This window comes from Amycolatopsis sp. MEPSY49 (assembly GCF_051337345.1).
Taxonomy (GTDB): domain Bacteria; phylum Actinomycetota; class Actinomycetes; order Mycobacteriales; family Pseudonocardiaceae; genus Amycolatopsis.
Genome location: NZ_JBDLYJ010000001.1, coordinates 1,452,549 through 1,478,997 on the forward strand (window position 1 = coordinate 1,452,549; position 26,449 = coordinate 1,478,997).

The following is a 26,449-nucleotide window of genomic DNA, read 5'->3' on the forward strand; positions in this document are numbered from 1 at the left end:
CTGGCACGCATCCGGAAGACGAAAGGAGCGAGCCATGCGGACACGGATCTTCGTCGCGGCGATCGGGGCGGCACTGCTGCTCGGGGGCTGCGGCGCGAAGGCCGACGACGGGTCGAAGGTCGCGTCGATCTCGACCCCGCCGAAGTCGGGCGGGCCCACTGCCGCCGACAACAGCGGCAAGAGCGACGAGGACAAGATGCGCGACTTCGCCAAGTGCATGCGCGAGCACGGCGTCGACATGCCCGACCCGAAACCGGCGGGCGACGGCAAGGGGATGTCGATCGCGATCCAGGGCGACGGCGCGGACCGCGGGAAGGTCGACGCCGCGCAGGAAGCGTGCAAGCACCTCATGCCCAACGGCGGCGAGATGAAGCCGCCGAGCGCCGAGGAGCTCGACAAGATGCGGCAGCAGGCCAAGTGCATGCGCGAGCACGGCGTCGACATGCCGGACCCCGACCCGACCGGCAAGGGCGCGACGCGGATCGGCGGGCCGGGCGACGACCCGAAGAAGTTCGAAGAGGCCGCGAAGGCGTGCGGTCTGGGCATGTCGGTCCACTCCGAGGCGGCGGGCAAGTGAGCGAAGTGACCCACCTCAAGCCCCGTCGTCGCGGCCGGACGCGCTGGTTCGTCGCCGGCGCGGTCCTCGTCGTGGTGCTGGGCACCAGCTCGGTCGTGATCCTGACGCGGGTGTCTTCGGCGACGCCGGTGCAGGAGGCCGCGCCGCCCGCGGCCGAGACCGCCGAGGTCGTCAAGACCGACCTCAGCGAGGAGGAGGAAGCCGACGGCACGCTCGGCTACGGCGACGAATCGAGCGTCCAGGGCCGCAAGCCGGGCACGATCACGTCGCTGCCCGACGCCGGCGCCACGATCACCCGGTGCAAGCCGGTGTACGGAGTGGACGCGAAACCGGTGCCGCTGTTCTACGGCACTCTGCCGTTCTACCGGGACCTCGCCACGGGCGTGGACGACGGCGCCGACGTCAAGCAGCTGGAGGAGAACCTCAAGGCGTGCGGCTTCGGCGGGTTCGGCACGCCGGACAAGAAGTTCACCGCGGCGACGGCGGCCGCGCTGAAGAAGTGGCAGAAGTCGCTGGGGCTGGAGCAGACCGGCGCGTTCGGCCAGGGTGACGTCGTGCTCGCGGCGGGCGAGGTCCGCGTGTCGGCGCTGTCGGCCAAGCCGGGATCGCCCGCGCAGGGCGAGGTGCTCAAGACGACCGGGACCGTCCGGTCGGTGCAGGTGAAGCTGGAGGCGGCGAAGCAGGATCTCGCGCAGCAGGGCGCGAAAGCGTCCGTGACGATCAACGGCAAGACGACGCAGGGCACGATCACCGACGTCGGGCGGACCGCCGTCGAGGGCAAGGACGCCGCCGGCCAGGACGACGGCAAGCCCAAGATCACCGTGACCGTGAAGCTGGACGACCCGGCGGCCGGCGGCACGCTCGACTCGGCGCCGGCGAGCGTCCGGTTCACCAAGGACGTCCACAAAGGAGTCCTGGCGGTTCCGGTCGGGGCGTTGCTCGCGCTCGCCGAAGGCGGGTACGCCGTCGAGGTCGACGAAAACGGGCAGCGCCGGCTGATCGCCGTCCAAACGGGACTGTTCAGCGGCGGCAAGGTCGAGGTCACCGGGACCGGGCTGACCGCGGGCATGCGGGTGGTGACGACGTCGTGACGCCCGTGCTGCGCGTCCACGAGGTCACGCGCACCTACCCCGGCGGGGTGGCCGCGCTCGACGGCGTCTCGCTGTCGCTGGAAAACGGCGAGATGGTCGCGATCGTCGGGCCGTCGGGGTCCGGCAAGTCGACGCTGCTGCACCTGATGGGCACGCTCGACCGGCCGTCCTCGGGGCGCGTCGAGCTGCACGGCCACGACGTCGCCGCGCTGCCGGACCGGAAGGTCTCGGCGCTGCGGTCGCGCTGGATCGGGTTCGTGTTCCAGCAGTTCTTCCTCGACGAAGGGATGAGTGCGGTGGACAACGTGTGCACCGGCCTGCTCTACGCCGGGGTGCCGCGGCGACGGCGGCGCGACCGGGCGCTGGCCGCGCTCGACCGCGTCAAGCTCGGGCACCGGGCGTGGCACCGGCCGGGGGAACTGTCGGGTGGGGAACGCCAGCGCGTCGCGATCGCGCGGGCCGTGGTCAACGAGCCGTCGATCCTGCTGGCCGACGAGCCGACCGGCAACCTCGACACCGGCACCGGCGCGTCCGTGTTGTCGTTGCTCGGCGAGCTGTCCGCGGACGGCACCACGATCGTCGTGATCACCCACGACCGCGAGATCGCGGCGGGCATGCCGCGCCGGATCGAGCTGCTCGACGGGCACCTGCGGCTCGACACCGGCCTGGTGGGTGCGCGATGACCGCGGTGCTGTTGCCGGAACCGGCCCGGCTCAAGCCGCCGGACGTCGTCGCGCTGGGCGCCCACGGCATGCGGACCCGGCCGGTGCGCGCGGTGCTTTCCGCGCTGGGCATCGCGATCGGCGTCGCGGCGATGGTCGCGGTGCTGGCGATCCCGGCGTCCGGCGGGCAGGCCCTGCACGACCGGCTGGCCGCGCTCGGCACGAACCTGCTCACCGCCGGGCCGGGGCAGACGCTGTTCGGCGACGACGCGGTGTTGCCGGACGACGCCGTCCCGATGGCCAAGCGGATCGGGCCGGTGCAGGCGGCGAGCGGGACCGGGAACACGTCGGCGAGCGTGCGGCGCAGCGACAAGATCGCGCCGGACGACACGTCCGGGCTCGCGGTGTTCGCGGCTCGGCCGGACCTGCTGGCCGTGCTCGGCGGGAAGGTGCGCGCCGGTGCCTTTCTCGCGGCGGGCAACCAGGACTACCCGGTGACGGTGCTCGGCTCGCAGGCGGCGGCCCGCCTCGGCATCGACCACATCGACCCGGCGCGGCCGCCGCAGGTGCTGATCGGGACGCAGTGGTTCACGGTCGTCGGGATCCTCTCGCCGATGCCGCTGGCGCCGGAGATCGAGCGGTCGGTGCTGGTCGGCTGGGACGTCGCGAAGCGGCTGCTCGGGTTCGACGGCCATCCGTCCACTGTGTACGTCCGCGCGGAGGAGTCCCAAGTGGACAGTGTGCGGTCGGTGCTCGGTGCGACGCTGAACCCGCAGGCGCCGAACGAGGTCGAGGTCCGCCGCCCGTCGGACGCGCTCGCCGCGCAGAAGCTCACGGACACGACGTACAGCGCGCTGTTCCTGGGATTGGGCGGCGTGGCGTTGCTGGTCGGCGGGGTCGGGGTGGCGAACACGATGGTGATCTCGGTGCTGGAGCGGAGACGCGAGATCGGCCTGCGCCGCGCGCTCGGGGCGACGAAGCGGCAGATCCGCGGGCAGTTCCTGGCTGAGTCGGTGCTGCTGTCAGGGCTCGGCGGGCTGGCGGGGGTGCTGGCCGGGGTGCTGGTGACGGCGGGGTACGCGTTGAGCCAGGGGTGGCCGGCGGTGCTGCCGTGGGCGACGCTGGCGGGAGGTGTCGGGGTGGCGGCGCTGGTGGGGGCGATCGCGGGGGCGTACCCGGCGGTCCGCGCGGCCCGGCTGGCCCCCACGCAGGCGCTGGCGTGAGCCGGGGGCGGAGCTTTCACGTGAAAGCTCCGCCCCCGGCTCACGCCAGCGCCTGCGTGGGGGCCAGCCGGGCCGCGCGGACCGCCGGGTACGCCCCCGCGATCGCCCCCACCAGCGCCGCCACCCCGACACCTCCCGCCAGCGTCGCCCACGGCAGCACCGCCGGCCACCCCTGGCTCAACGCGTACCCCGCCGTCACCAGCACCCCGGCCAGCACCCCCGCCAGCCCGCCGAGCCCTGACAGCAGCACCGACTCAGCCAGGAACTGCCCGNGGAAAGTGCGCTCTCGCGCGGGTGCCGGCCCGACGCTTCGACGTGAAAGTGGCGCGGGGCCGGCCCGGCACTTTCACGTGAAAGTGCCGCGAGTGCGAGGGGCCAGCCCGGCACTTTCGCGTGAAAGCTCCGGGCCTCGCGTGGGTGTCGGCCGGGCGAGGGCGGCTTTGGCGAGGGCGGCGAGGCGAGGCGCGGCGAGGCGCGGCGCGGCGAGGTGTTTGTGGCGAGCCGCGCCGCCGCCTGCGCCCGCGCGTGCACATCCGCGGTGGCGCCCCACCCCGCGCTACCTCCGAGCGTGCGCAGCCGGAACACCGCACGCTGGGAGATTCGCGCCCCCCGCGTGGCGGGTTGAATGAGCGGCGAACCCGAGCGAAGGGGGCGGCCGTGGTGCGGGTCGAGGCGAAGCGGCGTGACTTCCTCCGATGGCTGGCAGGCGCCGGTGCCGGGCTCGCCACCGCGGGGATCGCCCCCGCCGTCTTCGCTCAGGAGGCCGCCGCGGCCGGTTCGGATGTCGTCGTCGTGCTCGGGGCCACCGTCGTCGACGGCACCGATGGCCCACCCCACCCGGACTCGGCCGTCGTGCTGGTCGGCGACCGGATCGCCTGGACCGGCCCCGCCGCGCACCTGCCGTCCCCGACCGGGGTCCGGACCGTCGACGGCCGGGGCCGCTACCTGGTGCCCGGCCTCTGGGACCTGCACACGCACGGCCTCGACCTCGAGACGATCTTCCCGCCGCTGTACCTGGCCAACGGCGTCACCGGGATCCGCGAGATGTGGGGCTACTCCGAAAACCGCGCGGCGCGCGACAAGATCGTCCGCGGGGAACTGGCCGGCCCCCGGGTCGTCATGGGCAGCTCGATCGTCGACGGTCCCGTCTCCATGCTGCAGCCGCCCGTGACGAAGGTGGCGACGGCCGCCGAGGCGCGCGCCGCCGTCCGGACCGCGCTCGCCGAGGGCGCCGGCTTCGTCAAGGTGTACTCCTACCTGGGCGCCGAGGCTTTCGCGGCGATCGCCGACGAGTGCCGGCGAACCGGGCTGCCGTTCGTCGGGCACTGGCCGTACCGAGTTTCGCAACCGGCCGCGAGCGACGCCGGCCAGCAGAGCTTCGAGCACTTCTTCGGCGTCCCCCTCTACACGTCGGCGCACCGGGACGAGTTCCTCCGGACGCTGGCCGGGACGCCCTTCGACCCGGCGAACCCACGATCGTTCTTCGTCCTGGCCCGGGAGCTGGACCGGCGCGCGACCGAGGCGTACAGCCCGTGGCGCGCCCAGGAGTTCTTCGGCGGCCTCGTGGGCAACGGAACCCGGCTGACCCCGACGATGGTCGTCAACAACGTGTTGTGCTCGCCCGCCGACACCTTCGCGCACGATCCGCGCCTGAAGTACATCCCGCGGGACGTGCGGGACAACTGGGTCGAGCAGGCGCGGATCCGGACACCCGTCACGCCCGAGGAGATCGCGCAGCAGGCCGCCTACTTCCGCGCGCAGGTGGAGCTGGTCGGCGCGGCGCACCGGGCGGGCGTCCCCCTCCTCGCCGGCACCGACTGCCTGAACCCGTACGTCTTCCCCGGCTTCAGCCTGCACGACGAGCTGGAGTACCTGGTCGAGGCGGGGCTGTCGCCGCGGCGGGCGCTGCAGGTGGCGACCCGTGACGCGGCGGCGTTCCTCGGCCGGTCCGCGACCGCGGGCACGATCGTCCCGGGCAAGGTGGCCGACCTGGTGCTCCTCGACGCGAACCCGCTCGCCGACATCCGCGCGGTCCGGCGGATCGACACGGTCGTCGCGGCCGGGCGGGTGTACGACCGCGCGGCGCTGGACCGCATGCTCGCCGACGTCGAAGCCGCGACGAGCGCGAGGGCGAACGCCAGGTCAGTGGGCTTGCCGGTGCACAGCTGCTGCTGAGCGCCCGGTAATCTCGGCCGGTCGAAGACCTGGGTTCGAGGGGGCGCGTTGACTGGGCGGAAGCTGGCGTGGGCGCTCGCCGCGCTCGAAGTCGTCGCCGTGATCCTCGTGCTCGTCCTCAAGCGGTTCGACGGCCTGGACCTCGAGGTGTACCTCGGCGGGGCCAAGGCGCTGGCCGAGCAGGGCTCGCCGTACGACGCGTGGGTGCCGACCACGCACCAGATCCTGCTGCCGTTCACGTACACGCCGTTCGCCGCGGCCGCGTTCTGGCCCGGCACGCTGCTGCCCTTCGCCGTCACGATGAAGCTGGTCAGCATCGCGTCGATCGTCGCGACCGGCGTCGTCGCCTACCTCTACGTCGCGACGCTCAACGGCTCGCTCACCGACGCCACCAAGGTCACCGGCCGGACGGTCGCCGCGCTGGTCGCGATCGGCGCGCAGCTCGCCGGGGCCCTGCTGGAGCCGGTGCGCTCGACGCTCGGCTTCGGCCAGATCAACGCGCTGCTCATGGTCCTGGTCGTGCTCGACATCCTGCTCCCCGGTGACCGCCGGCGGACGAAGGGCCTGCTCATCGGCGTGGCCGCGGCGATCAAGCTGACGCCGGCCGTCTTCGTCGTCTACTTCCTCTTCCGCCGCGACTTCCGCTCGGCCGCGCGCGTGGTCGGCGGGTTCGTCGCGGCGGGGGCGCTGCTGTGGCTGATCCGGCCGTCGGCGTCGGTCACGTACTGGACGAAGCTGGTCTTCGACGCCGGCCGCATCGGCGGCGTCGACTACGTCGGCAACCAGTCGCTGCACGGTCTGAGCGTGCGCGCGGGCTGGCCGGAGTTCGCCTGGGTGCTGGCCGCGCTGGTGGTGATGGCCCTGGTCGCGGTGATCGTCGCGCGCGCCGAGCCGGTGCTCGGGCTGACCGCCTGTGCGCTCGGCGGCCTGCTCGTGTCGCCGATCTCGTGGACCCACCACTGGACGTGGTGCGTGCCGATCCTCGTCCTCGCCGGGTGGTACGCGTGGCGCTTCGGCCGGGCGATCCGGTGGGTGGCGGCCGCGGTCGTCGTGGCCGGGCTGACGTTGTTCATCGTCGGCCCGATGTGGTTCGCCCCGCGCCCGGCGCCGTCGGGGGGCTGGTGGCTGGCGACGGAGTCCTACGAGCTGTACGGCCTCGCGCTGCTGGTCCTGGCCGTGTTCGCCGCCCGCCGCCTGAGCACGGAAAAGGGGACCTCCGCCACCGAAGCGGCGAAGGTCCCCTCGAAGGAACCCCAGGTCAGCTGAGGCGCTCGACCACGTACTCGATGGCCTGCGTCAGCTTGGTGACGTCGTCCGGGTCGATGGCCGGGAACAGGCCGACGCGCAGCTGGTTGCGGCCCAGCTTGCGGTACGGCTCGGTGTCGACGATCCCGTTGGCGCGCAGCACCTTCGCCACCGCGGCGGCGTCGACCTCGTCGCTGAAATCCACCGTGCCGACGACCTGCGAGCGCAGGTCCGGGTCCTTCACGAACGGCGTCGTGTAGCTCGTCTTCTCGGCCCACTCGTACAGCCGCGACGACGAGTCCTTCGTGCGCGCGGTCGTCCACTCGAGGCCGCCCTGGCCGTTCATCCACTCGATCTGCTCGGCGAGCAGGAACAGCGTGGCGACGGCCGGGGTGTTGTACGTCTGGTCCTTGCGGGAGTTGTCCAGCGCGGTGGTCAGCGACAGGAACTCGGGGATCCAGCGGTCGCTCCCGCCGATCTCGCCGATCCGCTCGACCGCGGCCGGGGAGGCCAGCGCGATCCAGAGGCCACCGTCCGCGGCGAAGGACTTCTGCGGCGCGAAGTAGTAGACGTCGAAGTCCTCGGCCTTGACCGGGAGCCCGCCGGCGCCGGAGGTGGCGTCGATCGCGACGAGCGCGCCGTCGGAGCCCTCGGGACGGCGGACCGGCACGGCGACACCGGTCGACGTCTCGTTGTGCGCCCAGCCGACCAGGTCGGCGCCGGCTTCGTAGGCGATGTCCGGCGCGCTGCCGGCGTCGGCCTTGACGACGACCGGGTCGGCCAGGAACGGCGCGCCCTTGGTGACGGTGGCGAACTTCGAGGAGAACTCGCCGTAGGTGAAGTGCTGCGCGCGCTCGCGGACCAGGCCGAAGGCGGCCGCGTCCCAGAACGCCGTGGTGCCGCCGTTGCCCAGGACCACCTCGTAGCCCTCGGGCAGGGAGAACAGCTCGGACAGACCCGCCCGCACGCGCCCGACGAGGGACTTGACCGGCTTCTGCCGGTGCGACGTGCCGAGATAGGTGGAGCCGGACTCCGCCAGTGCGCTCAGCTGCTCGGCGCGGACCTTCGACGGTCCGCAGCCGAAGCGGCCGTCGGCCGGCTTGAGGTCTGCGGGGATGGTCAACTCAGCGTCGGTCATGTGGCCAGTCTCTCAGGTCGGGATGCGGCTGGTGAAGGTGGTTCTTCGCTGTCCAATATGTGAAACAAGGGGTGTTCCGGGCATCGGGACGCCCCACCTCCGACTCTAGGGGGCTCGCCCGTCCGGCGGCTTCTCGCGGCGGGCCGTGGGGGTAAATCGCTGTCGGGGACCTCGGGACGCTCGGTAGCTTCACGGCCGTGAACGGGGAGGAAACGCCGTGGGGGCCGCGGTGGTGGCTGTTGTGGAGCTGGGCGGGCATCGCGGTCGCGCACCTGGTCGCGAACGGCGGCTGGACACCGGACACCACCCTCGCCCTGCCGATCGGGCTGGCCGTGACCCTGGTGCTGGTCTTCGTCCGGCGGCTGCCGTGGTGGCTCACCGGTGAGCTGCCCGCGCGGCGCCGGGGCTTGATCCTCGCCGGTCTCGGGGGGCTGGTGCTGCTGGACGCGGTGATCGTGGCCGCGCTGTTCGCGCACCCGCCCCGCGGCGCCGACGTCGTCAACGCCGCGGTGGTCGTCGCGATCTTCGGTGGTGGGACCGCGTTCGCCGCGTCCCGGCTGGTGCCGAAACGGCCGTCGAACCGGCGCGCGAGCCTGCGACTGCGCCTGTGGGCGGCGACCGCCGCGGTGTGGGCGGCCGGAGCGGGGGTGCTCGCGCTCGAGGCCGGCGCCGTCGCCCTGACCGGCGGCTGGCTGCCGTGGTTCATCCCGATCGCCGGCGGGGTCGCCGTCTTCGCGCTGGCCGAATGGCGGTCGGAGCTGGCCGGCCCGGCCCGCTGCCTCGCGACCGGCCGGTGGACGCCGGTCGCGGCCGCGTCGTTCGACGTGCGCCCGGGCGGGCCGGTGGACGGCTGGGCCGTCCTGCCCGGCGACGTCCGGATCCGGTTCCACCTGCCCGTGACGCCGCCGGACATCGCGGCCGAGCTGGCCGGCCGGCGCCGGCTGTGGTTGGCCGGCTGGCCGTCGGAACACCTGGTCGCCGGTCTGCCGGATGGGGACAGCTACGCCGTCGGGACCATCGGGCACCCGGGCCGTGGGGGTAAAAACACGGTTCCCGCGGGTCCCGGACGCCGGTAGGTTCCGGCACTGGCTTGCGGGCCCCGCTCACCACCCTGGGGGTGTGAGCGGGGCCCGGCGGGTCAGGCGTGAGGCGCGGCCGCGATGTCATGAACGAGTCGTTCACCGCGTCCGGCGACATGAAAGAGTCGTTCATGACGTCCCGGCGGGTCAGCGCCAGCTCTCCACCCCGCCCGGCACGGGCGCGGCCGGGTCGTACGGCGTGCGCGTGAAGATGAACGTCGCGAGGTCGAGGTGCGTGGCAACCCCCTCGGCGTCCCGGCCCACTTCGAGCGTCTCGCCCGCGTAATACCCGTCAAGACCGACGTACGTGTCACGACCGGTCGCGCGGAACCGCGAACTGCGGCCCGCGCCCTCGGCCGGGGCCAGCAGCAACAGCCCGTCACCCTGGATCCGCAGGTGGTACGGCGTCGGCCCCCAGTGCCAGAGCCCGGTCAACGCCAGCAGCGCCGGGTCGACCGCCGACGGCTGCCACTCGGCCGGCAGGCGCGGCTCCAGCTCGTCGGTCATCGTGATCAGGTCCAGGCAGAGCTGGGTGATACCGACGCCGGCCGTCGAGTTCGTGAGCACCAGCGCGCCCGTCTGGGCGACCGGGTCCACCAGCGTCACGGCGAGGAAGCCCGGCATCGAGCCCGTGTGCCCGGCCAGCCGGCGGCCCTGGTAGCGCACCAGCATCAGGCCGAGGCCGAAGCCGGTCGTCCAGACGTCGGTGTCGTCGACGGTCACCATCGTGCGCATCTGCTCGATGGTGTCCGCGGACAGGACGCCGCCGCCGTGGCCGCCGAGGAACGCCGTCCAGCGGCCGAGGTCCTTCGCCGTCGACCACAGCTGGCCGGCGGGGGCCATCGCGCCGGCGTCCGGGCTGGGTTCCGGCAGGAGGACGTCGGCGAAGGGGTGCACGGCGAAGCCGTCCGCGTGCGCGCCCACCGGGTGCGGCGTCGTCCGGCTCATCCCGAGCGGGCCGAGGACCTCCTCGTCGAGCACCGAGAGCCAGCCCTTGCCACGGTGGCGCGAGACGAGCTCGCCGAGCACGCCGTAGCCGACGTTCGAGTAGTGGAACCGCGCGCCCGGCCGGTGCTTGGTGGCGCCGTCGGCGAGGCTCCCGACGAGCGCGTCCCAGTCGGCGCCGGGGGTGCGCTCCCACCACAGACCGGGCGATTCGGACGTCAGGCCGGACGTGTGGGAGAGCAGCTGCGCGACGGTCGCGGCGCCGAACGGCGTGCCCGGGACGTGCTTCTCGAGCGGGTCGTTGAGGTCGAGCAGGCTTTCGTCGCGCAACCGCATGACGGCGGTCGCGACGAGGGTCTTGGTGATCGAGCCCAGCCGGTACTGGGTGTCGGTCCCGGGCGGCTGGTCGCCGACGCGCCCCCGGGCCCCGGACCAGACGATCTCCCCGTCCCGCACGACGGCGGCGACGAGCGAGGGAGCCCGGCAGGCGGCCTGCTCGTGGGCGATCCGGCGGAGCAGGGCGTGTTCGGTCGACTCAAGCATGAACGCATTCTGCCGCGCGGCGCTCAGCCGAGCAGGTTCCGGGCCATCGCCGTCGTCACCGCGGCCGTCCGGTCGGACACCCCGAGCTTGCCGAACACGCGCAGCAGGTGCGTCTTCACCGTCGCCTCGCTGATGTGCAGGGCGCGGCCGATGTCCGCGTTCGTGCCGCCCTTCGCGACCAGCCGCAGCACCTCGACCTCGCGCGCCGAAAGCGGCTGCGGCTCCGGGTTGCGCACGCGATTGACCAGCTTCCCGGCCACCGACGGCGCCAGCACCGTCTCGCCGCGCGAAGCCGCCCGGATCGCGTTCGCCAGTTCCGTGCGCGACGCGTCCTTCAGCAGGTAACCCGACGCTCCGGCCTCGACCGCGCGCAGGATGTCGGCGTCCGTTTCGTACGTCGTCAGGACGACGATCCGGCGGCCCGGCTGGTCTCGCAGGATGCGTTTCGTCGCGCCGACGCCGTCCAGGCCCGGCATCCGCAGGTCCATCAGCACGACGTCCGGCTGCGCGACGCGGTCGAGCGCGACGGCTTCGTCGCCCGAGCCGGCCTCGCCGACCACGGTCAGGTCGGGTTCGGCTTCGAGCATGCCCCGGAGGCCTTCGCGGACGACGGGGTGGTCGTCGACGAGCATGACGCGGATCAAGCCGGCACCTCCAGGGTGAGTTCGGTGCCGCTCGGGCCACTCCGGACGCTCAGTGTGCCACCCACCTGCTCGGCCCGGGACCGCATGCCGCGCAGGCCGAAGCCGGTCGAGCCGTCCGGGTCGAAGCCGGAGCCGTCGTCCCGGACGGACAGCCGGACCGCGTCGTCCACAACGGACAGCCGCACCGACACCGAGGACGCGGCCGCGTGCCGCCGGACGTTGTTCAGGGCTTCCTGCGCGCCCCGCAGCAGGACCACCTCACCCGCCATGCCGATCGCCGGGAGGGCATCGTCCACTTCGTACTCGACGGACACACCCGTCTCGTCGGCGAGCCGGTCGGCCTGGCGGCGGACGGCGTCCACCAGAGACCCGATCGCCAGGTCGGCCGGCGCCAGCGCGGCGACCATCGCGCGGGCCTCGGTGAGGTTGTCCCGCGCCGTGCGGGCGGCCAGCTCGGCGTGCCGCCGGGCCGCCGCCGGGTCGGTGTCCACTTCGGACTCGATGGCCTGGGCGAGCGTGACGATGCTGGTGAACCCCTGGGCGAGGGTGTCGTGGATCTCGCGCGCCAGCCGCTCGCGTTCGGCCGCCGTGCCCGCCTCGCGGGAGAGCCGGGCGACCTCCGCCTGGCTCTCCTCGAGCCGGTCGATCAGGTCCGCCCGCGCGCGGCTCTCCTCGACGACGTGCAGGATGAACTTGCCGGACAGGATCCCGAACACGACGAGGATCGCGGTCATCGGCAGCAGGATGTGCAGGGCCGGCCCCTGCAGTCCGTCGTTGGCGATCGACGACACGGGGCTCAGCAGGATCGCCACCGTGGTGACCACCGCGGCCGGGCGGAAGTCGAGCGTCGAAAACAGCAGCGGGCAGGCCATGAACAGGATGAAGCTGGCCGTGTTGTTGGCGAACATCGCGACCGCGACCAGCGCCAGGACGATCAGGGCCAGCGCCCACCGCTGGGCCATGTGTCCGTCGTCGCGCACCACCCGCCGTCCCCACAGCAGGTAGGTCAGCGCGAGCGCGGTGAGTGCCCCCACCGCGACGACGGCGCGTACCGGATCGGTTTCGTCCAGCAGCACCAGCGTCGTCGTGGCCAGGTACGCGACCGCGAAGAGGATCTCCCAGAGCCAGTTGAACCGGTCCCAGGCGTCCGTCACTTCGCGTCGGTCCACCGGAACGTCAGCCGCGCCAGCACCGCCCCCGCCACGCACCAGATCCCCAGCACCAGCGCCACCCGCGGGAGCTCCCATGACCCAGCCATCTCCATCCTCACCGCGGCGTCCGGCAGGAACACCGACCGGAAACCCTGGCAGATCCACTTCAACGGGAAGAACGACGCGACGTCCACCATAACCTTGGGCAGGTTCGTGATCGGCGAGACGAACACACCGGAGATGAACTGCAGCACCAGGTACAGCATCTGGACGATCGCGACGGCACCGTTCGTCGACTTGGCCAGCGAGCTGATCGCGATGCCGAGCAGCGTGCACGAAACGATGCCGAGCGCGAACACCCACAGCAGCGTCAGCCACTTCGCCGGATCGGACGGCAGCTCCAGTCCGAAGAGGAGCACCGCGACCGCGGCCATCAGCACGGTCTGCGCGAGGCTGGACACCGCGACCAGCACCATCTTGCCGATGAAGTAGGACGCGGGCGGCATCGGCGTGCCGCGAAGGCGTTTGAGCGCCCCGGTTTCCCGGTCGGCCGAGACGCCGGTCGCGATGCTGTTGAACGACGTCGAGACGATGCCCGAGCCGATCATCCCGGCGGCCAGCAGCTGCCCGGACGTGACGCCGGCCAGCGCGGTCGGACCGTCCAGGATGGACCCGAGCAGGATCATCAGGACCGCGGGCAGGGAGAAGGTGAAGACCACCTGTTCCTTGTGCCGGAAGAACTGCCGCAGCTCGGTGCCGCCGCGAGCGAGCCCCAACGAAAGCGGGCCGGGGAGGGCGAGCGCGGTCGCACTTCGGGGGTTCCGGGTGGCGGAGCCCCCGGCCTGGGGCGAAGCCCCGGGTGTCGCCGTCATGCCTTGTCTCCGATCAGGTCCAGGTAGATGTCCTCCAGGCTCGGCCTGGTCACGGTCAGCCCGGCGAGCTCCCTACCCCCAGCAGAGAGCTCCGTGACGAGCTTGGTCGGGTACGCGGTGCGCTCGACGTGCGCGCCGCGTTCGTCGGTCCACCGCACGGTCGCCTCGGCGGCGGCCCGGCCCCCGAGGTTCTGCGGCGTGTCCTGCGCGACGATCTCCCCGCGCGCGATCACCGCGACGCGGTCGGCGAGCGCCTCGGCCTCGTCGAGGTAGTGGGTGGTCAGCAGGATGGTGGTGCCCTCGGCGGCGAGGTCGCTGATCAGCTTCCAGAACTGCCGGCGGGCCTCGGGGTCGAAGCCGGTGGTCGGCTCGTCGAGGAAGAGCAGCTCGGGCCGGCCGATGATGCCGAGCGCGACGTCGACGCGCCGCCGTTGCCCGCCCGAAAGCGACTTCACCCGCGCCTTGGCCTTCTCGGTGAGCCCGACCTTCTCGATGACTTCGTCGGGATCGCGCGGGTCGGGGTAGTACTTCGCGAAGTGCCGGACGGTCTCGGCGACGCTCAGCTCGGCGGCGTCGTTGGCGGTCTGCAGGACGATGCCGATCTTCGACCGCCACGCGCGGCCGGCCTTCCCGGGGTCCTCGCCGAGCACGGTGACCTCGCCGGCGGTCCGCTGCCGGTGGCCTTCGAGGATCTCGACGGTCGTGGTCTTGCCGGCGCCGTTCGGCCCGAGCAGGGAGAAGACCTCGCCGGGGGCGATGTCGAGGTCGAGCCCGGCCACCGCCAGGTGACCGGGGTACTGCTTGCGCAGGCCGCGCACGCTCACTGCTGTGGTCATGGCTCACAGCCTGGTCCCGCGGCGCCTTGATCGGGAGCAACGCTCAGCTGAATCCCGGTGTCCACCGTTCGGTGGACAGAGTCGTCAGCCGGGCCCGCTTGGTTCCACGGGAAACCTCGAAAACGCTGTCATACAAGGGAAAACCTGAACATTCGAGCACGCATAACCGCCGTGAGGGTGAACGGCGCTATTGACAACTTGTCTAAGATGACAGAATGTCTCACAAGTGGGTGACCGCCAGCGACGGTGTCCGCCTCTCCGTCACCATCGACGGCCGGGAAGACGGGCCCACGGTCGTGCTCGTGCACGGCTACCCCGACAACAGCTCGATGTGGGACGGGGTAGCCGCGTCGCTGACGGCGAAACACCGGGTCGTCACCTACGACGTCCGCGGGGCCGGACAGTCGGACAAGCCGCCGGGACGCGCGTCCTACCGGCTGGACCAGCTGGCCGACGACCTGCGCGCGGTCGTCGAGGCGGTGCGGCCGAGCGGGAAGGTGCACCTGGTCGCCCACGACTGGGGCTCGATCCAGACCTGGCACGCCGTCACCGGCGATCGCCTGCGCGGCCGGGTCGCGTCCTACACGTCGATCTCCGGCCCGAGCCTCGACCACGCGGGCGCCTGGTTCCGCGCGCAGCTCACGCGCCCGACGCCGAAGCGGCTCAAGAACGCGCTGAGCCAGTTCCTGCACTCGTGGTACATCCTCGCGTTCCAGGTCCCGCTGATCCCGGACCTGTTGTGGCGCACCGGGTTGCTGGGCAAGCAGATCCAGCGCATGGAGCCCGACGCGGCGCCACCGGACAAGTCCGACGGCCGGTACGGGCTCGAGCTCTACCGCGCCAACATGTTCACGCGGCTCTCCCGCCCCGCGCCGCGGCCCGCCGACGTCCCGGTGCAGGTGCTCGCCCCGACCGGCGACGCCTACGTCACCACCCCGTTGCAGACCGAGGTCGCCCGCTGGGTGCCCGACCTGCGGATCCGCCGGGTCGTCGGGACGCACTGGGTCACCCGCGCCAAGCCGGACGTGGTCGCCCGGGCCGCCGCCGAACTGATCGAGTACGCCGAAACAGGTACCGAAAGCCGGGCTCTTCGCCAGGCGCGGGTGGGCATCGGCCGGTTCGCGCACAAGCTGGTCGTCGTCACCGGCGCCGGCAGCGGCATCGGCCGGGCCACCGCGCTCGCCTTCGCCGCCGAGGGCGCCGACGTCGTCGTCACCGACATCGACGCGTCCAGTGCCGCGGAAACCCTGAAGCTGCTGGAAGACCACGGCGTTGCCGAGTACACAGTGGACTCTTCGGACGGCGATGCCGTGTACCGCTTCGCGCGCGATGTGCGCGAGAACCACGGCATCCCGGACATCGTCGTCAACAACGCCGGCATCGGCATGTCCGGTCCGTTCCTCGACACGTCCGTCGAGGACTGGGAACGCGTCATCGACGTCAACCTCTGGGGCGTGATCCACGGCTGCCGCGCCTTCGCGCCGATGCTCGCCGAACGGGCCGAGGGCGGCCAGATCGTCAACCTCGCCTCGGCGGCCGCCTACCTGCCGTCGAAAATCCTCACCGCGTACGCGACGACGAAGTCCGCCGTGCTGACGCTGAGCGTCTGCCTGCGCGCCGAGCTGGCCGAGCACCACATCGGCGTCACGGCGGTGTGCCCGGGCATCGTCAAGACCAACATCACCAACACGACGACGTTCGTGGGGGTGTCCGAAGAGGAACAACGTCGGCGGCAAAAGGAAAGCACGAAGCTGTACGCCCGACGCGGCTTCGGGCCCGAGGGGGTCGCGCGCGACATCCTGCGAGCCGTGGAGAAGGACACCGCGATCGCACCGTCCACACCGGAGGCGAAGGCCGCGCTGGTCCTTTCGCGACTGACGCCGGGGCTGCTGCGGGCGGCGGCGAAGCTGGACCTGACGCCGTGAGCCGACCGCGGCGGATGTCGCCGCAGGCCCGCCGCGACGACCTGATCCGCGCCGCGCTCGACCTGTTCGGCTCGCGGGCGCCGGAGCTGGTCACGGTGGACGACATCGTCGGCCGCGCCGAGGTCTCGCGGCCGCTGTTCTACCGGTACTTCTCCAGCCTGCGCGAGCTGCAGGTCGAGGCGCTGCGCACGGTCACCGTCGGGCTCATCGACGGCTTGGCCGGCCTCGAAGAAGGTCCGCCCGAAACCCGGTTGAGGGCGGCCGTCCGAGGCTTGATCGACGTCGCCGACCACTACCGCGCGGGCTACATCGCGTTACTGCGCAGCGGATCGGTGATCGCGACGTCCGAAACGGACGCGGCGATCGACGAGGTCCGCAACCGCGCGGTGGCCCTGATCCTGGACGCCCTCGGCGTCGAAGACCCCTCACCACTGCTGTCACTCACCTTGCGCTGCTGGACGGCGGTGGTCGAGGGCGCCCTCTTGTCCTGGCTCCAGGAACGAACGGTCCCGCGCGAGCACCTGGACACGTGGCTGGTCGACCAGCTCACGGCCATGCTCGCCGCCACGGCCACCCACGACCAAGCCGGCACTTTCACGTGAAAGTGAGGTGGAGGGTTCCTCCGGTTCACTTTCACGTGAAAGTGCGCGTGGGGGTCAGTGTTTGGTGACCAGTTCCCAGCCCTCGACGTCTTCCGGGGTGCGGGGCGCCGGGCCGACGTACTTGGCCGACGGCCGCACCAGGCGTCCGGTGCGCTTCTGCTCGAGGATGTGCGCGGCCCAGCCGGCGGTGCGCGCCGAGCTGAACATCGCGGGCATCATGTGCGGCGGGACCTGGGCGAAGTCCAGGATGACGGCGGCCCAGAACTCGACGTTGGTCTCGATCGGGTGGTCCGGACGCCGCTCGCGCAGCTCCTTCAGCGCCGCCTGCTCCAGCGCGGCGGCCGCCTCGTAGCGGGCCGCGCCCAGCTCCTGGCAGGTGCGGCGCAGCACGCGCGCCCGCGGGTCCTCGGCCCGGTAGACGCGGTGGCCGAAGCCCATCAGGCGTTCCTTGCGGTCGAGGATGCCCTTGACCAGCCCCGCCGGGTCGCCGGTGCGCTCGACCTCTTCGATCATCGGCAGCACGCGCGCCGGGGCGCCGCCGTGCAGCGGGCCCGACATCGCGCCGATGGCGCCGGACATGGCCGCCGCGACGTCGGCGCCGGTGGAGGCGATGACGCGGGCGGTGAAGGTCGACGCGTTGAGGCCGTGCTCGGCCGCCGACACCCAGTAGGCGTCCAGCGCCTTGACGTGCGCCGGGTCGGGCTCGCCGCGCCAGCGGATGAGGAACCGCTCGGTGATCGAGTGGGCCTCGTCGACGCGGGTCTGCGGCACGGCGGGCTGGCCGATGCCGCGCGCCGACTGCGCCACGTAGGACAGCGCCATCACCGAGGCGCGGGCCAGCTGCTCGCGGGCCTCGTCGTCGGTGATGTCGAGCAGTGGGCGATAGCCCCAGATCGGCGCGAGCATGGCCAGCGCGGCCTGGACGTCCACCCGGACGTCGCCGGTGTGCACCGGCAGCGGGAAGGGCTCGGCGGGCGGCAGGCCGTGGCCGAACCGGCCGTCCACGAGGAGGCCCCATACGTCACCGAAGGTCACCTTGCCGGCGAGGTCCTCGATGTCGACGCCGCGGTAGCGCAGCGCACCGCCGTCCCGGTCGGGTTCGGCGATCTCGGTGTGGAAGGCGACGACGCCCTCCAGGCCCGGTCGGAAGCCGTCGTCGGGTTGGCCGGACGGCTGTGGCTTGCTGATCGTGGAGGTAGTCACTGTTTCGCGGAACCTTTCGGTGCGCTTTTTTCCCCGTCTTGGTGGTGGTGCTCGCGCGGACGGAATAGCGCACGGAAAGCGCGCACCATCGCACGGATGGATAGACCTTGCTCCCTCGATGGCCAGGGGGCAATCGAAAGATGCGGTGGTTTCGGTCACGATTACGAGAACGATTCAGTCACCGAGGCCGTCCGGCCGGAGAATTTTCACCACTCAGTGTGACGAAGCGCAGGTTAAAGGTATGTTTCCGAACCAGGCGCGGGCGTGGTCCGGGTGATAGACCTAGCGCATGCACCTCAGCCCGCAGGAGCGCGACAAGCTGCTGGTCCACGTGGCGGCGGACGTCGCGCGGAAGCGGCTGGACCGCGGCGTCCGGCTGAACTACCCGGAGGCGGTCGCGCTGATCACCGACCACGTCCTCGAAGGGGCCCGCGACGGGCGCACGGTCAGCGAGCTCGTGGCCAGCGGCCGGAGCGTGCTGAGTCGTGCGCAGGTGCTCGACGGCGTCCCCGAAATGGTGGACTCCGTGCAGGTCGAAGCGACCTTCCCGGACGGCACCAAGCTCGTCACCGTGCATGACCCGATCGTGTGAAGGAGGGCCGGTGCACCCCGGTGAGATCATCCCCGGCGACGAGCCGGTCGAGCTGAACCCCGGCCGCGCGCGCGTCCGGCTGCTCGTGCGCAACCTCGGCGACCGGCCGGTCCAGGTCGGCTCGCACTACCACTTCGCCGCGGTGAACCCCGGCCTCGAATTCGACCGCGATCTCGCCCGCGGCCACCGGCTCGACGTCCCGGCGGGGACGTCGGTGCGCTTCGAACCCGGCGTCGAACGGGAAGTCGATCTTGTTCCGCTCGCCGGCGCCCGGCGCGTGCCGGGGCTGCGGTCCGAATTCTCGGGAGACTTCTGAAATGCCGCAGATCGACCGCGAGCGCTACGCCGAGCTGTTCGGCCCGACCACCGGCGACCGGATCCGGCTCGCCGACACCGACCTGCTGATCGAGGTCACCGAGGACCGTTCGATGGGGCCGGGCGGCTCCGGCGACGAGGTGCTCTTCGGCGGCGGCAAGGTCATCCGCGAGTCGATGGGCCAGGGGATGGCGACCCGCGCCGAGGGCGCGCCCGACCTGGTCATCACCGGCGCGGTGATCCTCGACCACTGGGGCGTCGTCAAGGCCGACGTCGGCGTGCGCGACGGCCGGATCGTCGGCATCGGCAAGGCGGGCAACCCGGACACGATGGACGGCGTCGACGCAGGCCTGGTCATCGGGCCGTCGACGGAAGTGCTGGCCGGCAACGGCAAGATCCTGACCGCCGGCGGCATCGACTGCCACGTCCACTTCATCTGCCCGCAGCTCGTCGACACGGCGCTGGCCGCCGGACTGACCACTTTGGTCGGTGGCGGCACCGGTCCCAACGAGGGCACGAAGGCGACCACCGTCACGCCCGGCGCGTGGAACCTCGGCCGGATGCTGTCCGCCATGGACGGTTATCCGGTCAACGTCCTGTTGCTGGGCAAGGGGAACACGGTCCGGCAGGAGGCGCTGCGCGAACAACTCGCGGCCGGCGCGGGCGGTTTCAAGCTGCACGAGGACTGGGGCACGACGCCGGCCGCGATCGACGCCTGCCTGACCGTGGCCGACGAAGCCGGTGTCCAGGTCGCGATCCACACGGACACGCTGAACGAAGCCGGCTTCCTGGAGTCCACTGTGGACGCCATCGGCGGCCGCTCGATCAACGCGTACCACACCGAGGGCGCCGGCGGCGGGCACGCGCCGGACATCATCGAGGTCGTCTCACTGCCGAACGTGCTGCCGTCGTCGACCAATCCGACCCGGCCGCACACGGCCAACACGCTCGACGAGCACCTCGACATGCTGGTCGTCTGCCACCACCTCAACCCGTCGGTGCCGGAGGACCTCGCGTTCGCCGAGAGCCGGATCCGGCCGTCGACCATCGCCGCCGAAGACGTGCTGCACGACATGGGCGCGATTTCGATGATGAGCTCGGACTCGCAGGCGATGGGCCGGATCGGCGAGGTGATCATCCGGACGTGGCAGACCGCGCACGTGATGAAACGCCGTCGCGGCGCGCTGCCCGGCGACGGCGCGGCCGACAACCTGCGCGCCCGGCGCTATGTCGCCAAGTACACGATCAACCCGGCCATCGCGCACGGCATGGAGACCGAGATCGGCTCGGTCGAGGTCGGCAAGCTCGCGGATCTCGTTTTGTGGGAGCCGAAGTTCTTCGGTGTCCGCCCGCACGTGGTCCTGAAGGGCGGGTTCCCGGCGTGGGCGGCGATGGGCGACGCGAACGCGTCCATCCCGACGCCGCAGCCGGTCATGGCCCGCCCCATGTTCGGGGCGAACATCGGGGCCGCGCTGAGCCTGCACTTCGTCGCGCCGTCCGCTTTGGACAGCGGGCTGCGCGAAACGTTCGGCATCACGCGGCCCCTGGTCGCCGTGTCGAACATGCGCGCGCGGACGAAGGCGGACATGGTGCTCAACGACGCCACGCCGGACGTCCGCGTCGAGCCCGACAGCTTCGCCGTGCACGTCGACGGCGAGCTGATCGAGCCGCAGCCGGTCACGGAACTGCCGATGGCCCAGCGGTACTTCCTCTTCTGATGGACCTCTCGGCGCTGATCCTCGCGGACTCCCGCTTCCCCGGCGGCGGGCACGTCCACAGTGGCGGGTTGGAGGAAGTCGTCGCCCGTCGGCTGGTGACGTCCGTGCGCGACCTGCCGGGATTCCTTTTCGGACGATTGCGAACGGCGGGGTTCCTTGCCGCGGTCTTCGCTGCCGCTTCCGCACACGCTGCCGCGCGTTCTGTCTCCAGTGGACACTGGGTTCGCTTGGATTCCGAACTCGATGCGCGGACGCCGTCGCTCGCTCAGCGTGAGGCGTCGCGGGCCCAGGGCAGGGGAACCGCACGGGCCGGCCGGATCGCTTGGCCGTCTCCTGTCTTGGAAGGGTTGCTGGCCGAGACCCCGCGGCCGCACCACCCGATCATGCTGGGCGCGCTGGTCGGTGTCGCGGGTGGCTCGCCGTACGACGCCGCGATGGCGGCCGCGTACCTGTCGGTCAGCGGGCCGGCGAGTGCGGCCGTGCGGCTGCTGGGACTGGATCCCTTCGCGGTCAACGCTGTTGTGGCGCGCCTGGACCTGTCTTCGGTTTGTTCGGACGCGGCGGCGGTGGCGGGAGACGACCCGGCGTCGTTGCCGTCACCGGGGTCGCCCGCGTTGGATCTGTTCGCCGAGGCGCACGCCCGGCACCACCAGGAAGAGGTGCGTCTCTTTGCCAGCTAAGGGCCACGGGCACTTTCACGAGGTCAACTTCGACCCGACGGCCGCCGAGCCGGACCACTACGACGCGGCGCCCACCGCGGGTCGCGCGTACCGGATCGGCATCGGCGGCCCGGTGGGTTCGGGCAAGACGGCGCTGACTGCCGCCCTGTGCCGAGCGCTGGGTGACGAGATCGACTTGGCCGTCGTCACGAACGACATCTACACGACCGAGGACGCGGACTTCCTGCGCCGGGCCGGGGTGCTGGACCCGGCCCGGATCGAGGCGGTCCAAACGGGAGCGTGCCCGCACACGGCGATCCGCGACGACATCACCGCGAACCTGGACGCTGTCGAGCGCCTGGAGGAAAAGTTCCCGGGCCTGGACCTGGTGATCATCGAGAGCGGCGGCGACAACCTGACGGCGGTGTTCAGCCGCGGGCTGGCCGACAGCCAGATCTTCGTGGTCGACGTGGCGGGCGGCGACAAGGTCCCGCGCAAGGGCGGCCCCGGCGTCACGACGGCGGACCTGCTGGTGATCAACAAGATCGACATCGCGCACCTGGTGAACGCGGACATGGACGTGATGACCTCGGACGCGCACCGGATGCGGGGGTCGTTGCCGGTCATCACGCAGTCCCTTGTGGACACCCCGGACGCGCCCGACGTCGCGGCCTGGGTCCGTTCCCTGCTGTGAAGGCCCACGCCCGCGTGACGGCGTGCTTCGACGGAACGCGCACGGTGCTGAGCGAGCTGAGGTCGATGGCCCCGTTGACGTTGTTCCCCCGCCGAGGCCGCGGGACGACGGCGGTGGTCCACTTGGTCAACTCGGCGACTTCGCCTTTGGGTGGGGACGATCTGCTGCTCACGGTACGGGTCGAGCCGGGTGCGTCGCTTCGGTTGTCCGGTGTGGCGGCGACTTTGGCCTTGCCCGGTCTCCACGGCGAGCCATCCGTGTCCACAGTGGACGTTTCGGTGGCGGAGGGCGGGTCACTCGAGTACCTGCCGGAGCCGACGGTGATCACGTCGCGGGCTCGGCACACGGCGGTGTTCCGGGCTTCGTTGGCAATGGACGCGTACCTGCACGCGCGGGAGGTGTTGGTGCTGGGGCGGGCGGGGGAGCGCCCGGGTTCGCTGACGAGCACCCAGGACGTGGTGCGGGCCGGGATGCCGGTGCTGCGCCAGACGTTGCCGATCGGCTCGGGTTTGGACGGGAGCTTGGCGGTGCTGGCGGGCCGCCGGGTCCTGGCATCGGACCTCGTGGTGGGCGGGCCGGAACTGCCGGCGGCCTCGGGCGAGTGGTGGTCGCGCAGCCCGCTCGCCGCCCGTGGCTCACTGGTGACTTCGCTGGCGCCGGATGCCGTGGCGGCGATGAAGGGGCTGACCGAGGCCGGAGCCGCGGCGGTCTGAGCAGCCCCCGTTTTCCACGCTACCGGAGGCCACCGACAGTTTCGGGTGGATCGCCCGCTCGCCGGGGACAGACCCCCTGCGTCCGTCCCCGGCGAGCGGAACTCTCAGAACTTCGTGCCCAGCCAGGTCATCGCCACCGGCCCGCCGACCGACACCCCGCCGATGTGCTCCAGCAGCGGGAACTCCTGCCAGGTGACGGCGGCGCCCGCCGACTGCCAGCGGTCCCGCAACGCCGTCCCGACGCTGAACGGGATCAGCTCGTCCAGAGTCGCGTGGTACAGGAACACCGGCATCGAAGGGGCCGTCGTCCCCAGGTAGTTCTGCGCCAGCCGGGCCTGCCAGCGCGGGTCGTGGATCGGGTCCGGCACCGTCACGAAGTCCGTCAAGTGTGCGAACGGTGCCGCCGCGCCCAGTTCCACCGTGCACGCCTGGGACACCCGGGCCACCGCCTCGCGGCCGCGGTCGTTCAGGATCGACGTGAACGGCACGTCCGGGTACGCCGCCGCGAAACCCGTTGCCGCGCCCAGCACCAGGCCGAACGCCGCGCCGCCGTCGTTCGCCGCGAACACCGCGTTCAGGTCCGCCGGGACCCCGCCCGCCGCCACGCCGACCACGTTCACCGACGGCGCGTACGACCCCCGCAGCTCCGCCGCCCACGCCGCCGCCTGGCCGCCCTGCGAGTAGCCGAACACGCCCACCGGCCCCGACGGCGACAACCCCGTCCCCGGCACCAGAACCGCCGCGCGCGCCGCGTCCAGCACGGCCCGCCCCTCCGACTGGCCCACCGCGTACGTGTGCGTCCCCGGCGTGCCGAGTCCCTCGTAGTCCGTCACGACCACCGCCCAGCCCTGCGACAACGCCTGGGCGAGCAGCGCGCTTTCGTTCTCGATGCCGCGCGCCAGCAGGGAAGAAGGCGCGCACTGGTCACCGAGGCCGTGCGTCCCCACCGCGTACGTGATCAGCGGACGCGGGCCGCCGCGCAGCCACGGCGCCGGCGGCACCAGCAGCGTCCCCGAGACCGCGTTCGGCGCTCCCGTCGCCGACGTCGAGCGGTACAGCAGGTGCCACGCCCGGACCGGTGCCGGGAACGGGCCGACGAACACCGTCGTCGCCCGCGCGGACAGCAGGACACCGGGATCCGCCTGCGCCGCGGGGGTGAGCACCGCGAAAAGCAGCGTGACGGCGACCAGTAACCGACGAAGCATCGTTGCCTCCGGCTGTTTGGTAATCAAGATTTTCACAAAGTAACCAGCCCGGTAGGATCTGGCAATCCCTCAGAAGGAGGAGACAACCGGTGGCTCGCACGTACGGCGGCGTCGCACCCGAGCAACGCCGCGCCGACCGCCGCGAGCGGCTGCTCGCGGCCGGGCTCGAGCTGTTCACCTCCGCCGGCTTCCGCCACACGAAGATCACCGAAGTGTGCGGCCGCGCGGGTGTGTCGACGCGGAACTTCTACGAGGAGTTCAGCGGCAAGGAGGACGTGCTGCGCACCCTCCACGACCGCATCAACAGCCTCGCCCTCGACCACGTCACCGCGGCGCTCGACAAGGTCGCCGACGCCGACGCGATGACCCGCATCGCGACCCTGCTGGACGTCTTCATCGACACGGTCACCGTCGACCCGCGGCTGCCGCGCCTCAACTACGTCGAAGCCGTCGGCGTCAGCACGGAGCTCGAGGAGCAGCACCAGGTGTGGGTCGACCGCTGGGCGACGTTCATCGCGACCGAGGCGCGGCGCGCGGCCGAACACGGGGTCGCGCCCGACCGCGACTACCGGCTGACGGCGATCGCCCTGGTCGGCGCGGCCACCGGGCTGCTGCGCGAGTGGCAGGCGCACGAGCCGCCGCTGCCGGTGGAGGACGTCGGCGCGGAACTGCGCGCGCTGATGCTGGCCGCCATCATGCGGCCGGAAAAGATCTTGGAAACTCCGGGCAACCCCGGCGCCGCCCCGAACGTGAAAGAGTCGAGCCGGGAGGGGGGCCCGGGGGGAAGCCGGCTCACGTGAGGGCCCTTTCCCGGCCGCGGACGCCGGGAAAGGGCCCGCACGGACCTTACGTCGTGCGCGCGGCCGGGAGGCCCAGGTCGACCGGACCCGCCGTCCGGCACATGTCGTGGCAGCTGTTGTCCAGGGTGCAGCACAGCGAACAGATCGGGCCGTCCTGCTTCGCGCAGTCGGCGACGTCCGGCAGCTCGTACGGGTCGCCGCAGACCGAGCAGGTGTGCGTCGCGCGGAGATCGGTCACCGTCGCCATGACCGTGTTCTCCCGCGCCAGGTAGTACTTTCCCTTCGTCGCGACGGCGAGCGTCGGCACCAGGACGATCGCGATGACCAGCGCGAGCAGCGGGCTGAACGCGGCCAGGAACGGCCCGAACGCGCCGAAGTACGCCACGATCGACACCGCCGAGGCGACGACCATCGAGCCGAACCCGACCGGGTTGATCTTGTGCAGGTAGGCCCGCTTGAACTCGATGTAGCGCGGCGAGAGCCCGAGCGGCTTCGCGATCACCAGGTCGGCGCACACCGCGCCGATCCACGCGATCGCGACGTTCGAGTAGAAGCCCAGGATCTTGTTGAGGAACCCGAACGCGCCGAACTCCATCAGCGCCAGCGCGATCCCGCAGTTGACCAGCACGTACCAGACGCGGCCCGGGTGCTTGTGCAGCACGCGCGAGAAGAAGTTCGCGAACGACAGCGAGCCCGAGTACGCGTTGGTCGTGTTGATCTTGATCTGCGAGACGACGACGAACAGCGCGGCGAACGTCAGCGCCACCGGGCCGAGCGCCGGTTTCACCGCTTCGAGGTACGGCGCGATCGGCTCGAGCGCGTGCGTCTTCCCGACGACGCCGAGCGCGAGGAACGCCAGCAGCGCGCCGCCGATCTGCTTCGCGGCGCCGAGGATCACCCAGCCGGGGCCGGCGGCGAGCACCGCGGCCCACCACGACCGCTTGTTCTCCGCCGTCTTCTCGGGCATGAACCGCAGGTAGTCGGCCTGCTCGCCGATCTGCCCGATCAGCGACAGAGCGACGCCCATGCCGAGGCCGAACCCGATCGCGGAGAACCCGGAGCCGGTGCCCTCGGTGCCGCCGAAGTGCGCGAACTCGGCGAACTTGCCCGGCTCGCGGACCAGCACGACGACGAACGGCAGCACCAGCCCGGCGATCCACAGCGGCTGCGTCCAGGTCTGCATCTTCGCGACCGCGCCCATGCCGTAGAGCGCGAAGGGCAGCACGATGAGCGTCGCCAGCAGGTAGCCGATCGGCAGCGGGATGCCGAGGGCGAGCTCGAACGCCTGGCCCATGATCGAGCCTTCGAGCGAGAAGAAGATGACGGTGAAGCTCGCGTAGACGAGCGACGTCAGCGTCGACCCGAAGTAGCCGAAGCCGGCTCCGCGGGTCAGCAGGTCCATGTCCACTCCGGACTTCGCGCAGGCGGCCGCGATGGGCACGCCGGTCACGAAGATGACGACGGCCGCGGCGAGGATCGCCAGGACGCCGGAGGTGAAGCCGTAGGAGAGGACGATGCTGGCGCCGATCGCGAAGTCGGCGAGGTAGGCGATGCCGCCCAGCGCCGTCGTCGCGACCACGAACGGTGACCATTTCCGGAACGAATGGGCGGCGAAGCGCAGTGAGTAGTCTTCGCGGTTTTCGTTGGCCGCGAGCGGGGCGTACCGGCGTTTCGCGGTTTCTTCGGCGTTCGACAGGGTCTCGGTCATGCCTGCCTCCGGGGTGGTGGGGAACGGGCCGAAGGTAGGTGCGTCCTGTATCGATCCTGGTCCGGTGGGTAACGCACGGGTTACGGCTTGTTGTCCGGCGGTTACGCCGCGGTGGTGGCGGGTGTCACCGTTCA

At 71.7% G+C, this 26,449-nt stretch carries 25 protein-coding genes and 1 pseudogene; 16 read left to right on the top strand and 10 right to left on the bottom strand.

Annotation, left to right across the window (positions count from 1 at the left end; genetic code table 11):
* The first annotated feature begins 34 nt into the window (after nucleotides 1–34).
* Genes ABFJ78_RS07260 through ABFJ78_RS07275 form a run of 4 tightly spaced genes read left to right on the top strand, consistent with a single transcriptional unit; the run spans nucleotide 35 to nucleotide 3,553 of the window.
* Nucleotides 35–577, top strand: a complete 543-nt coding sequence (locus ABFJ78_RS07260) for a hypothetical protein (protein WP_436384998.1) — start codon at nucleotides 35–37, stop codon at nucleotides 575–577.
* Nucleotides 574–1,668: a peptidoglycan-binding protein gene (locus ABFJ78_RS07265; RefSeq protein WP_436384999.1), complete on the top strand. Its 1,095-nt coding sequence runs from the start codon at nucleotides 574–576 to the stop codon at nucleotides 1,666–1,668. Before ABFJ78_RS07260 ends, ABFJ78_RS07265 begins: the two co-directional genes overlap by 4 nt.
* Nucleotides 1,665–2,351, top strand: coding sequence for an ABC transporter ATP-binding protein (locus tag ABFJ78_RS07270; RefSeq protein ID WP_086680226.1), 687 nt, complete (start codon nucleotides 1,665–1,667; stop codon nucleotides 2,349–2,351). The genes ABFJ78_RS07265 and ABFJ78_RS07270 overlap by 4 nt, the downstream gene beginning before the upstream one ends.
* Entirely contained in the window at nucleotides 2,348–3,553 is a 1,206-nt protein-coding gene (locus tag ABFJ78_RS07275) for an ABC transporter permease (RefSeq protein WP_436385000.1), read from the top strand. Before ABFJ78_RS07270 ends, ABFJ78_RS07275 begins: the two co-directional genes overlap by 4 nt.
* Nucleotides 3,554–3,593: 40 nt before the next feature.
* Here the strand turns inward: ABFJ78_RS07275 and ABFJ78_RS07280 are convergent.
* Nucleotides 3,594–3,869: pseudogene (locus ABFJ78_RS07280) on the bottom strand (ABC transporter permease); the annotation flags it as partial.
* Between the two features lie 341 nt (nucleotides 3,870–4,210).
* Between ABFJ78_RS07280 and ABFJ78_RS07285 the strand changes: the two are divergent.
* Nucleotides 4,211–5,728 (top strand): amidohydrolase family protein, encoded by a 1,518-nt coding sequence (locus ABFJ78_RS07285; RefSeq protein WP_436385001.1) that lies wholly within the window; start codon nucleotides 4,211–4,213, stop codon nucleotides 5,726–5,728.
* A gap of 48 nt (nucleotides 5,729–5,776) precedes the next feature.
* Entirely contained in the window at nucleotides 5,777–6,994 is a 1,218-nt protein-coding gene (locus ABFJ78_RS07290) for a glycosyltransferase 87 family protein (protein ID WP_436385002.1), read from the top strand.
* On the opposite strand, the gene serC is transcribed toward ABFJ78_RS07290, so the two are convergent.
* Entirely contained in the window at nucleotides 6,987–8,111 is a 1,125-nt protein-coding gene (serC, locus tag ABFJ78_RS07295) for a phosphoserine transaminase (RefSeq protein ID WP_436385004.1), read from the bottom strand. The two genes, ABFJ78_RS07290 and serC, sit on opposite strands and share 8 nt — an antisense overlap.
* A 197-nt stretch (nucleotides 8,112–8,308) precedes the next feature.
* On the opposite strand from serC, the gene ABFJ78_RS07300 reads away from it, so the two are divergent.
* Entirely contained in the window at nucleotides 8,309–9,187 is an 879-nt protein-coding gene (locus tag ABFJ78_RS07300; RefSeq protein ID WP_436385005.1) for a hypothetical protein, read from the top strand.
* A gap of 150 nt (nucleotides 9,188–9,337) precedes the next feature.
* On the opposite strand, the gene ABFJ78_RS07305 is transcribed toward ABFJ78_RS07300, so the two are convergent.
* The 5 genes from ABFJ78_RS07305 to ABFJ78_RS07325 are packed head-to-tail and all read right to left on the bottom strand — an operon-like array spanning nucleotide 9,338 to nucleotide 14,181.
* Complete coding sequence (locus ABFJ78_RS07305) at nucleotides 9,338–10,678, bottom strand: serine hydrolase domain-containing protein (protein WP_436385006.1); 1,341 nt, start codon at nucleotides 10,676–10,678, stop codon at nucleotides 9,338–9,340.
* Nucleotides 10,679–10,701: 23 nt separating this feature from the next.
* Nucleotides 10,702–11,322, bottom strand: a complete 621-nt coding sequence (locus ABFJ78_RS07310) for a response regulator (RefSeq protein ID WP_400868000.1) — start codon at nucleotides 11,320–11,322, stop codon at nucleotides 10,702–10,704.
* Entirely contained in the window at nucleotides 11,319–12,476 is a 1,158-nt protein-coding gene (locus tag ABFJ78_RS07315; RefSeq protein ID WP_436385408.1) for a sensor histidine kinase, read from the bottom strand. The genes ABFJ78_RS07310 and ABFJ78_RS07315 overlap by 4 nt, the downstream gene beginning before the upstream one ends.
* Nucleotides 12,473–13,345, bottom strand: a complete 873-nt coding sequence (locus ABFJ78_RS07320) for an ABC transporter permease (RefSeq protein ID WP_436385008.1) — start codon at nucleotides 13,343–13,345, stop codon at nucleotides 12,473–12,475. Before ABFJ78_RS07320 ends, ABFJ78_RS07315 begins: the two co-directional genes overlap by 4 nt.
* Complete coding sequence (locus ABFJ78_RS07325) at nucleotides 13,342–14,181, bottom strand: ABC transporter ATP-binding protein (RefSeq protein WP_372670327.1); 840 nt, start codon at nucleotides 14,179–14,181, stop codon at nucleotides 13,342–13,344. The genes ABFJ78_RS07320 and ABFJ78_RS07325 overlap by 4 nt, the downstream gene beginning before the upstream one ends.
* Before the next feature lie 230 nt (nucleotides 14,182–14,411).
* On the opposite strand from ABFJ78_RS07325, the gene ABFJ78_RS07330 reads away from it, so the two are divergent.
* Together ABFJ78_RS07330 and ABFJ78_RS07335 are read left to right on the top strand one after the other, a co-directional pair.
* Entirely contained in the window at nucleotides 14,412–16,106 is a 1,695-nt protein-coding gene (locus ABFJ78_RS07330; RefSeq protein WP_436385409.1) for an SDR family oxidoreductase, read from the top strand.
* A gap of 14 nt (nucleotides 16,107–16,120) precedes the next feature.
* A complete protein-coding gene (locus ABFJ78_RS07335; RefSeq protein ID WP_436385410.1) occupies nucleotides 16,121–16,708 on the top strand; it encodes a TetR/AcrR family transcriptional regulator in 588 nt (195 codons plus the stop codon).
* A gap of 54 nt (nucleotides 16,709–16,762) precedes the next feature.
* Here ABFJ78_RS07335 and ABFJ78_RS07340 read toward each other — a convergent pair whose 3' ends face one another.
* The gene (locus ABFJ78_RS07340; protein WP_436385011.1) at nucleotides 16,763–17,911 is read right to left on the bottom strand and encodes a citrate synthase 2; all 1,149 of its coding nucleotides are present in this window, start codon (nucleotides 17,909–17,911) and stop codon (nucleotides 16,763–16,765) included.
* Between the two features lie 289 nt (nucleotides 17,912–18,200).
* Between ABFJ78_RS07340 and ABFJ78_RS07345 the strand changes: the two genes are divergently transcribed.
* Genes ABFJ78_RS07345 through ABFJ78_RS07370 form a run of 6 tightly spaced genes read left to right on the top strand, consistent with a single transcriptional unit; the run spans nucleotide 18,201 to nucleotide 22,602 of the window.
* Nucleotides 18,201–18,503 carry an urease subunit gamma gene (locus ABFJ78_RS07345; RefSeq protein ID WP_155540714.1) on the top strand — a complete coding sequence of 101 codons (303 nt, stop codon included), beginning with the start codon at nucleotides 18,201–18,203 and terminating at the stop codon, nucleotides 18,501–18,503.
* A 10-nt stretch (nucleotides 18,504–18,513) separates the two neighbouring features.
* Nucleotides 18,514–18,819, top strand: coding sequence for an urease subunit beta (locus tag ABFJ78_RS07350; RefSeq protein ID WP_436385012.1), 306 nt, complete (start codon nucleotides 18,514–18,516; stop codon nucleotides 18,817–18,819).
* Nucleotide 18,820: 1 nt separating this feature from the next.
* The gene (locus ABFJ78_RS07355; RefSeq protein ID WP_436385014.1) at nucleotides 18,821–20,536 is read left to right on the top strand and encodes an urease subunit alpha; all 1,716 of its coding nucleotides are present in this window, start codon (nucleotides 18,821–18,823) and stop codon (nucleotides 20,534–20,536) included.
* The gene (locus ABFJ78_RS07360) at nucleotides 20,536–21,216 is read left to right on the top strand and encodes an urease accessory protein UreF (protein ID WP_436385015.1); all 681 of its coding nucleotides are present in this window, start codon (nucleotides 20,536–20,538) and stop codon (nucleotides 21,214–21,216) included. The genes ABFJ78_RS07355 and ABFJ78_RS07360 overlap by 1 nt, the downstream gene beginning before the upstream one ends.
* Nucleotides 21,206–21,889 carry an urease accessory protein UreG gene (gene ureG / locus ABFJ78_RS07365; RefSeq protein ID WP_436385017.1) on the top strand — a complete coding sequence of 228 codons (684 nt, stop codon included), beginning with the start codon at nucleotides 21,206–21,208 and terminating at the stop codon, nucleotides 21,887–21,889. The genes ABFJ78_RS07360 and ureG overlap by 11 nt, the downstream gene beginning before the upstream one ends.
* Complete coding sequence (locus tag ABFJ78_RS07370) at nucleotides 21,886–22,602, top strand: urease accessory protein UreD (protein ID WP_436385018.1); 717 nt, start codon at nucleotides 21,886–21,888, stop codon at nucleotides 22,600–22,602. The genes ureG and ABFJ78_RS07370 overlap by 4 nt, the downstream gene beginning before the upstream one ends.
* A gap of 104 nt (nucleotides 22,603–22,706) precedes the next feature.
* On the opposite strand, the gene ABFJ78_RS07375 is transcribed toward ABFJ78_RS07370, so the two are convergent.
* On the bottom strand, nucleotides 22,707–23,807 hold the full coding sequence (locus ABFJ78_RS07375) for a lipase family protein (RefSeq protein WP_436385020.1): 1,101 nt from the start codon (nucleotides 23,805–23,807) through the stop codon (nucleotides 22,707–22,709).
* A gap of 89 nt (nucleotides 23,808–23,896) precedes the next feature.
* On the opposite strand from ABFJ78_RS07375, the gene ABFJ78_RS07380 reads away from it, so the two are divergent.
* On the top strand, nucleotides 23,897–24,607 hold the full coding sequence (locus tag ABFJ78_RS07380) for a TetR/AcrR family transcriptional regulator (protein WP_436385021.1): 711 nt from the start codon (nucleotides 23,897–23,899) through the stop codon (nucleotides 24,605–24,607).
* Nucleotides 24,608–24,653: 46 nt separating this feature from the next.
* On the opposite strand, the gene ABFJ78_RS07385 is transcribed toward ABFJ78_RS07380, so the two are convergent.
* On the bottom strand, nucleotides 24,654–26,315 hold the full coding sequence (locus ABFJ78_RS07385) for a purine-cytosine permease family protein (RefSeq protein ID WP_436385023.1): 1,662 nt from the start codon (nucleotides 26,313–26,315) through the stop codon (nucleotides 24,654–24,656).
* Nucleotides 26,316–26,449: the final 134 nt, after the last annotated feature.